The sequence below is a fragment of the Dethiobacter alkaliphilus AHT 1 genome (assembly GCF_000174415.1).
In the GTDB taxonomy this organism is placed as follows: Bacteria; Bacillota; Dethiobacteria; order Dethiobacterales; family Dethiobacteraceae; genus Dethiobacter; species Dethiobacter alkaliphilus.
Genome location: NZ_ACJM01000003.1, coordinates 137,900 through 151,878, shown reverse-complemented (window position 1 = coordinate 151,878; position 13,979 = coordinate 137,900). Strand labels below are relative to the sequence as shown.

Sequence of the window (13,979 nt, the reverse complement as noted above, 5' to 3'; positions counted from 1 at the left end):
ATTAATATGCAGCTTTATGACATCATCAAAGAACAAAACGCAGACCGGGTCTTTATCGCCGGCATGGCCAAAAATGCCGGTAAAACCAGCACCTTAAACCATTTAATAAACGCTTCCGCCCTCCACAACGAGAAACTGGGCCTAACCTCCACCGGACGGGACGGCGAACCACTGGATCTGGTTACAGGCAAGGCCAAACCCCACATCTTCTGCCCAGAGGGAACAATAATCGCCACCGCGCAAAGTGCTTTAAGAATAAGCACCGCCACACTGCGTGACCCGGAACCAACGGGCATCCACACTCCCTTGGGAGAGGTAATCATCGCCGAAGTAGCCCATGAAGGCAATATGGAGTTGGCAGGACCTTTGTATGCCAAGGACCTGGAATATATTATGGATCGCATGGCCGACCGCGGTGCAAAACGAATCTATGTGGACGGCTCCCTGGACAGAAAAGCCGCCGCCTTAGTCCTGGATAAAATAATCCTGGCGGTGGGGGCTGTGGTGAGCCCGGACTTAGATACAGTGGTCAATGAAGCGGCTACCTGGGTAGAACAGCTAACCATCCCGGCGCCTCCCCCTTGGGTAAGCCTCGCCATCGCTAAACTGCCACCCTGTGCCGGTGGCCTGCTCCTGCCGGATAAAACTCTCAGCCCTTTTCCTTTTCCTACACTTTTGGGCCGGGGCCATGATTTGACCTCCGCCTACAAGCAAAAAAACGCCTGGGGCATTTACCTAAATGGCGCCCTGGGCGAAGATACATTCGCTGCAATTCTCTCCCAAAACAAACTCCCCCGCTTGGTAATCCGCAATTCTACCTGTCTGTTTGTCACTTCCAGCCAGTGGCGGCAGTTTAAAAACAGGGGAGGGGAGATCTATGCTACTCATCCCCTTAATCTGTTGGCAGTATCCGCTAATCCCTTTTCTCCCGAAGGCTGGGAATTTATCCCGGAAGAGTTCCTTGGGGCCATTAAAGATGCACTGCCCGGCGTACCGGTCATTAATCCGGGCCCTTGGGTAATGAACTACTACTAAATCGGAGGGTTGCTAAATGAAAAAAGGTTGTGTTTTCGGTACCCACCGGGTCGTGGAACCGCACGGCGTCCTACCCCAGGCCGCCTGGCGTATCGACAATTCCATGGAAATCTACGACAACGAGATTCTCATTGATGTCAGCACACTTAATCTGGATTCGGCCAGCTTCCATCAAATAAAAGAAGAAGCCAAGGGCGACCCGGAAGCCATAAAAGAAACCATATTAAAAACCATCCAAACCCGGGGCAAACAACACAACCCGGTCACCGGCTCCGGCGGTATGCTAATCGGCCAAATCGCCGCCCTGGGCGATAAGCTGGACAGAGATATCAAGCCCGGCGACAAAATTGCCACCCTCGTTTCCCTTTCTCTGACACCTCTGAAGATAGATAAGATCACCGCGGTAAACCTGCAGACAGCCCAGGTAGACGTGGAAGGCCAGGCCATCCTCTTTGAGTCCGGCGTCTATGCCAAACTCCCCAATGACATGCCGGAGAAAGTGGCTTTAGCGGCCCTGGATGTGGCCGGCGCACCGGCGCAGGTCTCCCACCTGGTTAACACAGGAGATACGGTGCTGGTCCTGGGAGCAGGAGGCAAATCAGGTCTGCTTTGTCTTCATGAAGCAAGAAAACAGGCGGGCCCCGACGGGTTGGTCATAGCCGTGGCCCGCAGCGAAGCCGCCTGCCAAAGAGCCCACAGTACCCGCCTGGCAGATGTCATCCTTTCACCCGACGCCACCAATGCCATGGAAGTCTACAACCTGGTCCATGAAGCAACCAACGGCAAGCTGGCCGATGTGGCCATCAACTGCACAAACGTACCCCGTACAGAAATGTCCACCATCCTGCCAGCCAAAAACGGCGGCAAAGCCTACTTCTTCAACATGGCCACCAGCTTCACAGCCGCCGCTCTGGGCGCAGAAGGGGTGGGTAAAGATGTGGAACTGATCATCGGCAACGGCTACACCCAGGGCCACGCCGAGCATACCCTGAATATCCTGAGAGAAAACGAGACTCTAAGTGCCATCTTTGATTCGTTAAGTGAATAATACCAGCAAGTGATTCTAGATAACTCTCCGGCAGTAGTGTTTTGACTGCCGGAGGGTTTATTTTGTATGTGTTTTTTTCGGGCGTCATGCATGAAGGAATTATCATTGGCGGGTGAAAGGACGCAATAAAGAGGTAATGGGGAGTAGTTTGCCGAATATTTAGACAATTGGCAAGCGATACGTTAGGAGGCAAATGATGGGTTTTATAGACTTTTTCAAAAACAAGCTTCGTTCACAGGCAAATAAAGCCGATCCATTCGGCGACAATGCTTATCAGGAAAACCATGATTATTTCACAGAGAAAAAATGTCCCAACTGTCAATTTATCCTCAAGCAGGTTAACAAGAAAAACAACTGTCCAAGCTGTAAAGAAACAATCATTGTTGACCGTCATTATAAAACAAAGAAGAAGATGCTTTTAACAAAAGAACAGGCAGAAAGGCTGGCCATAGAAAAAAAGCATTTTGATGATCTGAACTGGGCTACTAAGCTTGCCGAAAAAATGGAGCTCAGCACAAGAGAGATATCAGCCATGGCCAAATCAACACAGGTTAATACAAAGTTTTCTGTTCTCTGGAACAGGGCAAATGATATGGCTATGAATTATGCTCAAAAATCAAAATGGCAGTCATATAGAGACATGCGCCTGATGATGGCAGAAATCACGCACAAAGACCATAAACTGCAAAAAGCTCTGGAGTTTTACCTGGCAGTTTGCTATCTTGACCTCAACGGCCCTGATGATTCAGCTCCTTACGAAGCAAAAAAAGGAGACATCAAGCAGAGCATTATAAATACAATTCGGGAAATCTGTACAGAGCTTGGTATTACTCCCGACCGGTTGGAAGAAATCTATGTATCCTGTAATCTCCCGGAAAAAAACAGCTTTATTCCCCTTTCACCGCAGGAGACATGGCCCCAATTCTTAAAAGCATACAAAAAAACATAGCTGTCAGACAAAGAGCCGGCATAATTTGCCGGCTCTTTCATGTCTATATTCAGTTGCTAAACTGTCGCCTGTGTCCCACAGGGGAGCCGATTTTTCCAGGCTGCTGCAGCCTGGCTGGGGCGTTTGCAAAGCCCTGGCTCCACATTGGTGTGACGGCATCAGGCCGTGAGATTTCAATGCCGCGAGTATACTTGCTGTTGGCCACAATTTTTAGCCCGTACTGTTTGACCAGTTTTGACAACCACTGAGGCTGTTCGCTTTGGCATTTTATCTCCAAAATAATCAGGTTAGGGTCATGGACCCTGAAAAACGGCGTGGCGGGAAACAGAGAAGAGGAGTCTGCACTGCGCACATCCATATCAAAGGTGATGCGCAGGTTTTCTCCAAAGCGGGATTTCAGACCCAGCCGCCGATACTGCACCAAAAGTTTTGGTTTTAAGGTTCTTAAATAATACAGTCTTTCAAATTCTGTGAGGACCGGGCTGTCGTATGCCGGCCAGTGACCGGTTTCCATAAAAGCAGCATATGAGGAATAAGGGACAAAGCTGCTGAACTTTTCCATGGCCGAGCCGCGTTTTGTTTTCAGTTCCACCCGGATTTTGGTGTTTTCATCCGCTATGTCTGTGTAACTGCGGGTGCGGATTTTAATCCGCCCGAAGTCGCCGCCTATTTTCTCATGATAGGCCTGATAGTTATGGGTGTCATAATATAAGCTGCGCACCAGATATGCACCGCCGAGCTGGGCGAGTGTGAATTCATCGGGCTTCATATAGGGGGTTATGGCGTTTTTGATCTGGTAATACTGCCACTGAGATATTCTGTATTTAAGTTCAAAGCGCCAGGTGCCCCACTTTTCTTTTTTTGCCGGAAACTTCATTTTCTTCACTCCAGTATTATTTTTACATCGGCAGTGCCAGCTGTGGAGCCAGCAGTGATACCCTGTCGATGCCCTCTATCTGCTGCATGCTCTTTAAAAGTGCATCAGCTTCTTTTTCCTGGCTGCGGGTAAACCTTAGTTCATAAATGGTTTCCCAATTGTCGCCGCTAACTTCATAGGAGCGTACACGTGCGGTGCTGGCATAGCGGTTTATTAATTCCTTGGTATGGGCGGCGGGATAGTCGGATGTGCCGGAGAGCACCAGTACAAAATCGGAGTGTTTGGGCCGGCCGTATTCGGCCAGGTATAAAACGGCAATTACAATGGAAAGAAGGATGGTCGCAATAATCACCAGTGTCCAGTTATCTGTGCCCGAACCCAGACCCACCGCAATAACCCAGAACAGATACACCATATCACGCGTGTCTTTAATGGGTGTGCGGAACCTGATAATAGAGAGTGAGCCCACAAGTCCCAGTGACAGGACCAGGTCACCACGGATAAACATCATCACCATGGTAACAATGGGAGGTAAAAGCACCAGAGTAGATAAAAAAGAGTGCTCATAATTTAAGCCGCGGTGAGTGTTCTTATAAAGCAGTGCAATGGCCATCCCCAAAAGAAATGAAAGAATCAGGGAAACAAACATGTTTAATGCCAGCTCTCCGGGGATAAAAAGTAATTCAATAAAATCCTGCCACATATTAATCTCCTTCCACTAAGCCTGTTCTTTTACCTTGACCAAGCATCAAAAGCTTCCATTTCGTCGTTGCTTAGGTTAAATTTCCTCTGTACATGTCTTGCCACAACCGCAGGCCGCCCTTTGGCAAAATCCCGCAACTGCTGCACCTGGTTGTGCCAGTTATTCATGGAGCCACCCCACCTCTCCAGGTTGCGGGGCATTTCAGGTTCAATGTTTGCCGCCAGTTCATCAATGACGCCAATGACCCTTTCGGGAACAAAGGTATGGTTTAAATGATAGGCAAAGCGGCGGATAAACTCTTCCCTGAATTCATCATTTTTTAGCAGGTTTCTAAGTAAGACCGTGGAGAGGTTTCTGCCAGCACCGGTACCGTCAGGATGGGTAACAAAGGCCAGCGTGTTGTGGTTGACGTTAAAAAAGCCCCAGTCCAGATCAAAGACGATCCAGCGCCATTTTCCCCCGTTTTGTTCGCGCCAGAAACGGATATTGGCGCTGTCCTGGTTGGCAAAGTATATTTGCGCTATCCAGTAATCCATAAAGTTTTCCATGTCCATCAGGCTGCTGACGTAAGCATAGTGCTCATCTTTACGCATATCATTTCTGTCCACATAATCACGCATGGCCAGATAATCTTCATTATCGCCTGCCCTGATAATTGAGTTGCCCTGTAAAAGATCCACATTATCCGGATTTACATTATGGTTGTAGCCGATAAAGTTTGCATTGATTCTTTCCCGAATATTATAAATCCCCCAGTACTCACCGTTAATAAAGAGTACACTCTGCCTGAAGGCCTGATAGTCCAGGTCTGTGGTGTCAAGCAGGCTTGTCATCATAATGTCCCTGATCTTTGTATAGACCGCATCCTGACCTGAGGTTCTCAGGGTAATTGCTTTTTGCGTAGTCAGCTCTTTTTTCGGAAAAAATGGATATTCTATCGTGTCTGAACCGTAGCGGTTGCGGGCAAAAACATTAAAGCTTTTCATGTCCATACCCCGGCTAAACTGACCGGCGATTCTAATGCCAAGATCTTGGCTTAAACCCAGTATGCCGTCAGGCTCAAAAAACTGCAGGTGAATGTCCTTTTCCCAGCGCTGCCAGAAGTTTGCACCCATATAGGGAAACTCAGGATCAGCATTGTAGCCCCTCACATATATTCCCACATGCGGGTCCCACAGGTCTTTGGGATCCATCATCACCGAAACCACAGGCAGATGTATTGTTTCATCAACAAAAAAAGTATCGTTTGCCGTATCGCCCGGCAGCTTGCCTTCTGCAAAACCTCTGGCTCTGATTACCGTAGTTTCATCTATTTCAACGGGCCCGGAATAGAGCGGAGAATCCTCATCAGGTTCTTTTCCGTCTGTAGTATAGCGGATTGTTGTCTGAGGGTCGGCCACACTAATCTTTAAAGTAAGGCCGTCGTCATAAAAGCCCCCTCTGTGGGAGAAGACAGGAGACTGTGCGTATCCCCGCAAAGCGTTTTTACTGTTGGTACTACCCGGCGAAGGCTCTGTAAAAAAAAATCTGCCCTCCAGGCCATCGGGATGTCTGCCCACAGAAATTCCTGCTGCAAGGCTTCCTGTAGCCAGCTTATCTATCGTTTGACCGGTGGGCGCTGTCAGCACCAGGGTTTCACCACTTCTGCTGATGCGAAAATTTGTATGAGGGGAGAGACCCGGCTGCGGGTTTCTGTCTTTGCCGGAAGCAAAGACCAAAAGATAGCTTTCTGGCTCGATAATGATTTCCGGAAACTCCCAGCGAAACGGGTCATCCACTTTGTCGGAGAGGCCAAAGCCATACAGATTAACCGCTTCATCACCGGAATTGTAAAGTTCTATCCAGTCTTCGTATTCACCGTCTTCATCGGCCAAAGTGTCAGTGTTCATAGCCATCGCTTCGTTGATATGCAGATTATATGTTGTGGGCAGGGTTTCTCCCGAAAGCTCCTCAAAACCCTGTGTATAGTTTTCAAAACCAGGCGTCGGTGCGGGAAAATAGACCCAACTGTCTTTGTCGTTTTTATCCCGGCCAAAAGACACATCTGTAATCTGGTCTCTGATTTTAATCTCATCAATGGTTTTGCCGTTAGGGGTACTAAAAACCAAGGTGTCGTCGGTGTCATTGAGGCGAAAGCCTGTGTGCAAAAACGGCCCGTCAGGGTCATACCTGTTTTTGCCTGAAGCAAAGATTAGCAGATATTCTCCCGCTTCGATGGTAACATCGGGGAAGCGCCACTTATAGCGGTTGTCTTCTTTGTCGGAGAGGCTGTAATCCTTAAGGTTTACAGCCTCTTCACCAAAATTGTGTATCTCCACCCAGTCCGGACGGTCGCCGTCCTCATCCATAATAGATGTTCTGTTTGAAGACATAAACTCATTAATATAAACCGTTTCGTTTTCTGCCTGCGGGCGCTCTTTATCTTTAAACCCTATGTCACTGTTTTGTTTTCCCGGTGTGGGGTCAAAAAAGTAATGCCAGGTTTCACGACTGTCCGCTGCCCGACCGTATGAGATGTTAGACGGCAAATATTCTGTTTCCACACTATCGATAATTCGCACATCGGCTGTGCTTAACACCACATCGTCGCCGTCTGCACTTAACCTGAAATTGGTGTGCAGCTTACCTTCGGGATCAGTTCGGTCTTTACCGGAAGCAAAAATCAAAAGATAGTCACCCGCCTCCAGGATAACCTCCGGCAATTGCCATTTCTGGGGGTTTGCCGGCTCATCGGACAGATAAAACCCCTCCAGGTTAAGAGTTGAACTGCCTGAGTTATACAGCTCAATCCAGTCGGGGTAGTCTCCGTCTTCATCGGCAATAATATTTCTGTTGCTGGCCATTACCTCGTTAATCACCAAACTGTGGCTGCCAAAAGTATTACTGCTAAAAAACGCCACAATAACAACCAGCAGGATTGCCAGGGCCAGCACATGCAGAAAGTGTATTTTCTTTGGTGAGCTTTCTTCTTTTGAACGCAGCATAATATCCTCCACAAACACTCAAGCTAAATACTTGCATAAAACTCCATAATTCTTAAGTTAATTTCCATATAAATGTAGAAAATCCTACAAAAATATTTAAATTTTTTACAATACCCAGTATTTCAGTACTCTCAAGTATATTTAGTCTCACCATAACAAAAACCAGCCCTTAATGAAGTGCACCCCAAATGTCAGATATGTGTCTAACATTTGGGGTGCACTTCAGAGAGCTGGTTTTTGCTGTGATCGTTGCTGAGTCCCTAGGTATCTTTAGTGCCCATCACTTCTTTTTACAGGGGATTGCTAAGCCCGCCGAGAAATAACTTTTGATGACAAATACACTTACAAAGGAGAGGCTAATATGGCTGTAGAAGGAGAAGAAAGGATATGCCCGTTATGCGGACAAGACAATAATTGCCAACACGGAAAAGGAAGCTGCTGGTGTATTAATTATAAGATTCCGCAATATTTATTGGATATGGTTCCAGAGGATAAAAAAAATAAAGCATGCATTTGCAGATCCTGCATAGAAAAGCATATCAAAGATAATGCAAGTAATGACAGCTAATAAATACGATGCAATAAAATAAGCTTGGCACCAGCTTCACCGCCGCCGCCCTGGGCGCAGAAAACGAGACTCTAAGTGCCATCTTTTATTCTTTAAGTGAATAATACCAGCAACCGATTCGGTTAAAAGATAACCCTCCGGCAGTAGTGTTTTGACTGCCGGAGGGTTTCTTTTGTATGTGTTTTTTTCGCATAGTTCGGTACCGTGCATCACCACACATTGGAAAGCAAATAATGTCTATGTACGAACATTTGCGGGAGTGAAAGCCGTGCGCAAAAAACGATATTTTCAAAACCTTTACAAATTTGAGAAGGAGGGCAACAAGTATTTAATTGAAGTAGCCCTTGACGACTATGATGATGTTTACGATGACTGGGATCCCACTCCATTTAAGAAAAGGGATATAGAAGACGAATTTAACGATTATATATTTAACTCTTCTGAAGATATTCCCTTAAATTATGAGATCGGCATTGTACTCTATTTACCAGACGAGAAAAAGGATGAAAAAAAAGAAGCTGCCCTAATCTCAGCTTACCAAAACTTCTATAACTATGCGGTTCTACGGCTATGCAAGGTGACGTCGGCGCTACACAGGCGCATTGTTTCTAACCTTGTACTCTCCGGTTCGTTTTTGAGTTTCGGCTATTTCTGGGGCGGCACCGCAGGCAGTATACTCCTGGGCGTCATGCACGAAGGAATCATCATCGGCGGCTGGGTATTTCTCTGGGAGTTCTTCACCAACTTCTTTATGCGCAGAAGAGAACTCCATGAAGAATATAAGCTATACGACAGGCTTTTTAAAGCAGAGATCAGATTTGTCTACCATTAAACCAATTCGCATTCGAAAACACAATACTCCAGCATTCATCATGCGGGAGTATATTTGTCCCTACAAGTTTTTAATAAACTCCGGCGCGTCCTCCCCGCGCAGACCACAACGGTTTAATACCCATAATGAAGCTTCTCACCGTTTGCTACCCGCACAGCTAATATTTTGCGACTTTTACTGTTCATTAAGAAATAGATAGAATTTTCTAAAACATGCTACCAAAGTAGTATGTAAAATTACACCATAGTACATTCCCACACTCCCCCATCCACGATACACTTAAATCATCCTAAAAACTCCCCCTAGGAGATGTCCCGACTTACAAATTTAAATCTATCCGTAAAACCGGCATAGGTTCCACGGGGCAAAGATTAATAAAAAAGGAGGAAGAAAAATGAAAAACTTAATGATGAGGTTGGTAAGAGAAGAAAAAGGTCAGGGTTTGGCGGAGTATGGGTTGATTTTAGTTTTTGTCGCTCTTGCTGTTATTGTTGGATTAACTGCTGTTGGAACAAATCTAAATACGCTTTTTAGCAATATTGCTGGTAGGCTGGTGGCACCTCAATAGTGAGGTTTGCCTTACACAATATGAACCTGCCCATTACTGGGCAGGTTCATAGCCTAAAATATACTTTTTGGTTAAGGATTAATACCAATAGCCAGTGTGATAGAGAAGGTGAGTAAAAATGAATATTGTAATTACAGTATTGCGAGAAATATTACGAGAAATCTATATATCTGAAAATGGCCAGTCTCTTGCTGAATATGCACTTATCCTTATGTTAGTAACCATTGCTGTTGTTTTTTCAGTTAGCTCCCTGGGAGATTCGGTTGTAGGCCTGTTAAATCGAGTCGTATCCATTTGGCCAACATAAATCATATAGCAGGTGATCTTATGAATTATGTTCTTATTTTATTTGTAGCCTTGGCTGCATATTTTGATGTAAGGCAGCGCAGAATCCCCAACAAGATTACATTCCCTATTATGATTGTGGGTTTGGTGATTTATGGCTTTCTGGAAGGCCTGCCGGGGATTGCTTTTGGTTTTACAGGCCTGTTAAGCGGCCTTTTTGTTTTCTTCATTCCCTTTGCCCTGGGCGGCATGGGCGCCGGTGACGTAAAGATGACGGCGGCGGTTGGCGCTTTAATGGGGATGCAGTTTGTGCTGCACTCCGCCATTTTTACCATTTTTGCCGGCGGCATTATGGCCATAGGATATCTTATTGCCCATAAAAGGTTGCTTTCCGGCCTGAAAAATGTAGTGGGCATGATTGCCCGACCGCTTCTTGCTATGCTGGCAATCCGTTTTAGAAATCCGCTCATTAACCGCTTTTCCGTATATTTTACGCCGTCTCCTGTGGAGAAGAAAGAAGAAGCCATTTATCTTCCCTACGGTGTGGCCATTGCCGCTGGTGCAGTGCTGACGCTGAGCGGATTTGGTTATCAGCTTTTACCCGTGGTGGAGACTTTGTTCTGATGTTTAAGAATGCATTAATTATACATTACTGTGTTTTCAATTGTAATTTCACCATTACCAAGATTAAAGAAATAAAGCAGAAAAGAAGGTGGGGACTTTGCTTAGGCTATTCTCACATTTAAATAAAAAAAGTGAAGGGCAGGCGCTGGTGGAGTTTGCCCTGGTATTATTGCCCCTAATGCTAATAATTCTGGGAATTGCGGAGTTTGGCTGGCTGTTTAACGGTCATATTACCCTTACCAGCTCCGCTCGGGAAGGGGCCAGGGTGGCTGCAGTTGGGGGCACAGATCTACAAGTAGAAACAGCTGTGTTAAATCATGTTGGCGGATCGGCGGTAAGTGTAAATTCAGGGGACGTAAAAGTGTTGCCTGGAAGCGATGATGTAACAGTTCAGGTAGATGGCTCTATAGAACCTTTGGTTGGTTTTTTTGTCGGAAACACTGTTAATCTTAATGTGCAGGCAATTATGCGATTGGAGTTTAAAGATGATTAGGGGTGATTGGGTGAACAGGTTCCGTTATTTATTTAAAGATGAGAGAGGCAATGTACTTGTAATTTTTGCCGTTGCCTTGATTGCTTTGCTGGGGTTTGCCGCAATTGTTATTGATGTAGGCGGCATGTATGTGGAGAGAAGAAGTATGGTGACCGCCGCCGATGCCGGTGCCCTGGCTGGTGCCAGAGAGCTGGCCGAATCCGGGGATGAGGCTTTGGCAGAACAAGCTGCTGCATTATTTGCCCAGACAAACGGTGCGGAAATCACGGATGATATCGAGGTTCTGGATGTCGAATACAACGGTGAAAGCTTTAAAGCGGTAAGAGCCTCTGTTGGGGTTAACAGGGAACACTTCTTTGCCAAGGCGCTTGGTTTTAATGATAGTGATGTTTTTGCCAGGGCGGTGGCAACTTGGGGGTACCCCAAGGCTTTGAGCAATCTCTTGCCGATATTTTTTGAAATTGAGGATGGGCAATCTTTGCCGGAGGGGGAACAGTTGCTTCTTGATGAGAGTCTCGAACCGGGTAATTGGGGCTTTCTGGCCCTTAACCCCTCAGGGCAGAATGCCATCAATGCTGTCTTGGCAGGCGGCGTAAATGATTATGAATACGAAGTGGGAGACGAAATTACCCAGGACACTAAACCCGGCAACGCTAACTCCAGGATTAACCCTATCGAAGAGAGGATGCGGTTGGCTGCCGATCCTGATTCTGGTGTTAGCATGGTTGGCATACTTCCGATCATAAGGGAAATTACAAGTGGAGGTAGGACGGAAGTTGTAATTGTAGGATTTGCTCCTTTTCTGATTAAGGATGTAATTACGGCAAAAACAAAAGAAGAAGATAATCTGTGGTATGGCAGAGGATCTGTTTATGCTCATCTGGAGAATCCGCCTAATTATTATGGAGGTTATCCAATGCCTCAGGACATTGATGAAGAGTTCCCCAAGGGGGCAATCATAGGGGAATTTCTGGATCAATACTTCATTCCGGCATCCCAGGTGGGGGAGATAACACAAAATCCGGAATTTGGGTTTGGTACTCATGTTATCAGGTTAGTTGAATAATAGCTGTTTCTTAACATGAAAGGAGTGTCCGGCCTTTGAAAGCAAACAGAAAGCTTTTACTAGCGGCAGTTATAGTTGGTCTGGTTACAGTAGTGGCCTTAAATTCCTACATTAGGAGTCTTAACACACCGGCACTGGCTTCTATTCCCCACTCAAACGTGGTAGTTGCCAGTAGTACTATCCCGGCTCATACCCGGATTACAGCAGAGATGCTGGACGTGGTATCTATTCCTAATGACGCTGTACACCCTGAAGCTCTGAGAAGTGTTGATGATGCTGCCGGAGGAATCTCAAGGACTGAAATTGTCCGGGGAGAACAGGTCATCGACGCCAGGGTCGTTACAGAGGACAGAAGAGCGACCTTGTCTTACAGAGTACCTGAAGGTATGCGAGCCATCTCCATTCCCGTAGGCGAGGTAACAGGTGTGGCCGGGTACATTTCTGCCGGTGATAATATTGATGTGTTGATAACTTATGATGATACCGAAATACATGAAGGGGCAATTACTTATACCGTTTTTCAGAACGTGAATGTGCTGGCAACAGGGCCTAATACAAGGGAAAAAGACGATGAGGAACAGGAAGTTGTAGGTACAGTAACTCTTTCTGTTACGGCAGCCCAGGCTGAGGTTTTGGCCTATGCCTTGTTGAAAGGGAACTATCACCTTACTCTGCGTTCTCCTCTGGACGAAGACGAGGTAGAACTTGAATCTTATAGCTCTGAAAACTTTGAGACTTTCAGGGGGAGGTAATGACACTGGATAAGATTAAAACACTGATTGTCAACGATGATATGGAGATACAATCAGATATTGTTGATATTTTTGCCAATGTAGAATATATCACAGTGGTTGGCGAAGCAGAGACGGCGGAAGAAGCTTTGGAGTTTCTGGAAAATGAAAACCCTGATGTGCTGGTGGTGGGCGCCAATATTCCCGGGGGTGGCCACAAACTGACGGAAAACGTGATGCAGGAATATCCGGACCAGGTGGTTATTCTGGTGGAACGTGAGCTGAAGGAAGAGACGGTGCGTAAAGCTATCTTTGCCGGAGCCAAGGACGTTTTGGTTTATCCCTTTACACCGGCAAAGCTGGTGGATGCGGTGTACCGCAGTTTCCAGTTGGAGCAGAAGAAACAGGACATTCAGCGGAGTAAGCCGCAGCGGAAACGGAGAAAAACGGGTAAAGGCCAGGTAGTTACCGTCTTCAGTACCAAAGGCGGTGTAGGGAGAACCTTTGTATCCGCCAACCTGGCGGTGGCGCTGGCTGAGCAGACTAAGGGAAAAGTAGTGCTGGTAGATTTGGATCTGGATTTTGGCAACGCCGCTTTGGCTCTGAACATTGTCCCCCGCTACACAATCTCCGATATTATCGATGAGATAAGAAACCTGGACCAGGATATGATTGAGAGCTACCTTATCCCACACCGTTCCGGTATTAAGCTCCTGCCGGCCAACGCTCAGCCGCAGATGGCGGAGTTTATCTCGTCGGATCATATTGAAATAATCCTGAAAGTGCTGCAAAATGCTTTTGATTATGTGGTGGTGGATATGCCGGGCCGCTTTTACGAACCGGTGGATCCAGCTTTTCAGGCGGCGGATATGCTGTTGATGGTTACCACGCCTGAAGTTGCCACCGTCCGTAATGTTAAAGCAGCTCTGATTGCTTTGGATGAACTGAACTATCCGAAGTCCAAAATTAAAGTAGTCTTAAACCGGTCCGATCGCCGTGACGAGATTAAGCCTAAAGACGTGGAGACCACCATGAATCATAATCTCTTCAGTATTTTGCCGGCAGATTATAAAACGGTACCGTCTTCATTAAATCAGGGTATTCCGGTGGTGCTGCTGCATAACATGTCCAAGATTAGCCGCAGTTTTCATGACCTGACCCAAAAAGTTGTGGGAGATGACAGCGGTAAATCGGCTTAAGCATAGGTGAGGTCTCC

General features: G+C 46.5%; 14 protein-coding genes. 11 read left to right on the top strand and 3 right to left on the bottom strand.

What is annotated here, in order from left to right; all coding sequences use genetic code 11:
* Window positions 1-6: 6 nt before the first annotated feature.
* From kamB to DEALDRAFT_RS04045, 3 genes are all read left to right on the top strand, one after another.
* Window positions 7-1,035 (top strand): lysine 5,6-aminomutase reactivase subunit KamB, encoded by a 1,029-nt coding sequence (kamB, locus tag DEALDRAFT_RS15830; protein ID WP_008515142.1) that lies wholly within the window; start codon window positions 7-9, stop codon window positions 1,033-1,035.
* A 16-nt stretch (window positions 1,036-1,051) separates the two neighbouring features.
* Entirely contained in the window at window positions 1,052-2,083 is a 1,032-nt protein-coding gene (kdd, locus tag DEALDRAFT_RS04050; RefSeq protein WP_008515141.1) for an L-erythro-3,5-diaminohexanoate dehydrogenase, read from the top strand.
* Between the two features lie 193 nt (window positions 2,084-2,276).
* The gene (locus DEALDRAFT_RS04045; RefSeq protein WP_143753371.1) at window positions 2,277-3,032 is read left to right on the top strand and encodes a hypothetical protein; all 756 of its coding nucleotides are present in this window, start codon (window positions 2,277-2,279) and stop codon (window positions 3,030-3,032) included.
* A 49-nt stretch (window positions 3,033-3,081) separates the two neighbouring features.
* Here DEALDRAFT_RS04045 and DEALDRAFT_RS04040 read toward each other — a convergent pair whose 3' ends face one another.
* The 3 genes from DEALDRAFT_RS04040 to DEALDRAFT_RS04030 are packed head-to-tail and all read right to left on the bottom strand — an operon-like array spanning window position 3,082 to window position 7,596.
* Window positions 3,082-3,909, bottom strand: coding sequence for a polyphosphate polymerase domain-containing protein (locus tag DEALDRAFT_RS04040; RefSeq protein WP_008515139.1), 828 nt, complete (start codon window positions 3,907-3,909; stop codon window positions 3,082-3,084).
* Window positions 3,910-3,931: 22 nt separating this feature from the next.
* Window positions 3,932-4,612 (bottom strand): DUF4956 domain-containing protein, encoded by a 681-nt coding sequence (locus tag DEALDRAFT_RS04035; protein ID WP_008515138.1) that lies wholly within the window; start codon window positions 4,610-4,612, stop codon window positions 3,932-3,934.
* A 29-nt stretch (window positions 4,613-4,641) separates the two neighbouring features.
* Window positions 4,642-7,596, bottom strand: coding sequence for a CotH kinase family protein (locus DEALDRAFT_RS04030; RefSeq protein WP_008515135.1), 2,955 nt, complete (start codon window positions 7,594-7,596; stop codon window positions 4,642-4,644).
* A gap of 361 nt (window positions 7,597-7,957) precedes the next feature.
* Between DEALDRAFT_RS04030 and DEALDRAFT_RS04025 the strand changes: the two genes are divergently transcribed.
* From DEALDRAFT_RS04025 to DEALDRAFT_RS03990, 8 genes are all read left to right on the top strand, one after another.
* Window positions 7,958-8,164, top strand: a complete 207-nt coding sequence (locus DEALDRAFT_RS04025) for a cysteine-rich CWC family protein (protein ID WP_040378405.1) — start codon at window positions 7,958-7,960, stop codon at window positions 8,162-8,164.
* A gap of 268 nt (window positions 8,165-8,432) precedes the next feature.
* Window positions 8,433-8,996 (top strand): hypothetical protein, encoded by a 564-nt coding sequence (locus DEALDRAFT_RS04020; RefSeq protein ID WP_143753370.1) that lies wholly within the window; start codon window positions 8,433-8,435, stop codon window positions 8,994-8,996.
* A gap of 394 nt (window positions 8,997-9,390) precedes the next feature.
* Window positions 9,391-9,564: a Flp family type IVb pilin gene (locus DEALDRAFT_RS04015; RefSeq protein WP_008515132.1), complete on the top strand. Its 174-nt coding sequence runs from the start codon at window positions 9,391-9,393 to the stop codon at window positions 9,562-9,564.
* Between the two features lie 327 nt (window positions 9,565-9,891).
* On the top strand, window positions 9,892-10,473 hold the full coding sequence (locus DEALDRAFT_RS04010; protein WP_008515128.1) for an A24 family peptidase: 582 nt from the start codon (window positions 9,892-9,894) through the stop codon (window positions 10,471-10,473).
* A 97-nt stretch (window positions 10,474-10,570) separates the two neighbouring features.
* On the top strand, window positions 10,571-10,966 hold the full coding sequence (locus DEALDRAFT_RS15825) for a TadE/TadG family type IV pilus assembly protein (RefSeq protein ID WP_008515126.1): 396 nt from the start codon (window positions 10,571-10,573) through the stop codon (window positions 10,964-10,966).
* Between the two features lie 10 nt (window positions 10,967-10,976).
* A complete protein-coding gene (locus DEALDRAFT_RS04000) occupies window positions 10,977-12,032 on the top strand; it encodes a pilus assembly protein TadG-related protein (protein WP_161598010.1) in 1,056 nt (351 codons plus the stop codon).
* 35 nt (window positions 12,033-12,067) lie between these two features.
* Entirely contained in the window at window positions 12,068-12,784 is a 717-nt protein-coding gene (gene cpaB, locus DEALDRAFT_RS03995) for a Flp pilus assembly protein CpaB (RefSeq protein ID WP_008515123.1), read from the top strand.
* A complete protein-coding gene (locus DEALDRAFT_RS03990) occupies window positions 12,784-13,962 on the top strand; it encodes an AAA family ATPase (protein ID WP_008515121.1) in 1,179 nt (392 codons plus the stop codon). The genes cpaB and DEALDRAFT_RS03990 overlap by 1 nt, the downstream gene beginning before the upstream one ends.
* The last annotated feature ends 17 nt before the right edge of the window (window positions 13,963-13,979 follow it).

Excerpts from the sequence above, each read along its gene's own strand:
- DEALDRAFT_RS04025 (WP_040378405.1), top strand. The coding sequence starts at position 7,958 with ATGGCTGTAGAAGGAGAAGAAAGGATATGCCCGTTATGCGGACAAGAC.
- kamB (WP_008515142.1), top strand. The coding sequence starts at position 7 with ATGCAGCTTTATGACATCATCAAAGAACAAAACGCAGACCGGGTCTTT.
- DEALDRAFT_RS04030 (WP_008515135.1), bottom strand. The coding sequence starts at position 7,596 with ATGCTGCGTTCAAAAGAAGAAAGCTCACCAAAGAAAATACACTTTCTG.
- DEALDRAFT_RS04040 (WP_008515139.1), bottom strand. The coding sequence starts at position 3,909 with ATGAAGTTTCCGGCAAAAAAAGAAAAGTGGGGCACCTGGCGCTTTGAA.
- DEALDRAFT_RS04035 (WP_008515138.1), bottom strand. The coding sequence starts at position 4,612 with ATGTGGCAGGATTTTATTGAATTACTTTTTATCCCCGGAGAGCTGGCA.
- DEALDRAFT_RS03990 (WP_008515121.1), top strand. The coding sequence starts at position 12,784 with ATGACACTGGATAAGATTAAAACACTGATTGTCAACGATGATATGGAG.
- kdd (WP_008515141.1), top strand. The coding sequence starts at position 1,052 with ATGAAAAAAGGTTGTGTTTTCGGTACCCACCGGGTCGTGGAACCGCAC.
- DEALDRAFT_RS04015 (WP_008515132.1), top strand. The coding sequence starts at position 9,391 with ATGAAAAACTTAATGATGAGGTTGGTAAGAGAAGAAAAAGGTCAGGGT.
- DEALDRAFT_RS04045 (WP_143753371.1), top strand. The coding sequence starts at position 2,277 with ATGATGGGTTTTATAGACTTTTTCAAAAACAAGCTTCGTTCACAGGCA.
- DEALDRAFT_RS04010 (WP_008515128.1), top strand. The coding sequence starts at position 9,892 with ATGAATTATGTTCTTATTTTATTTGTAGCCTTGGCTGCATATTTTGAT.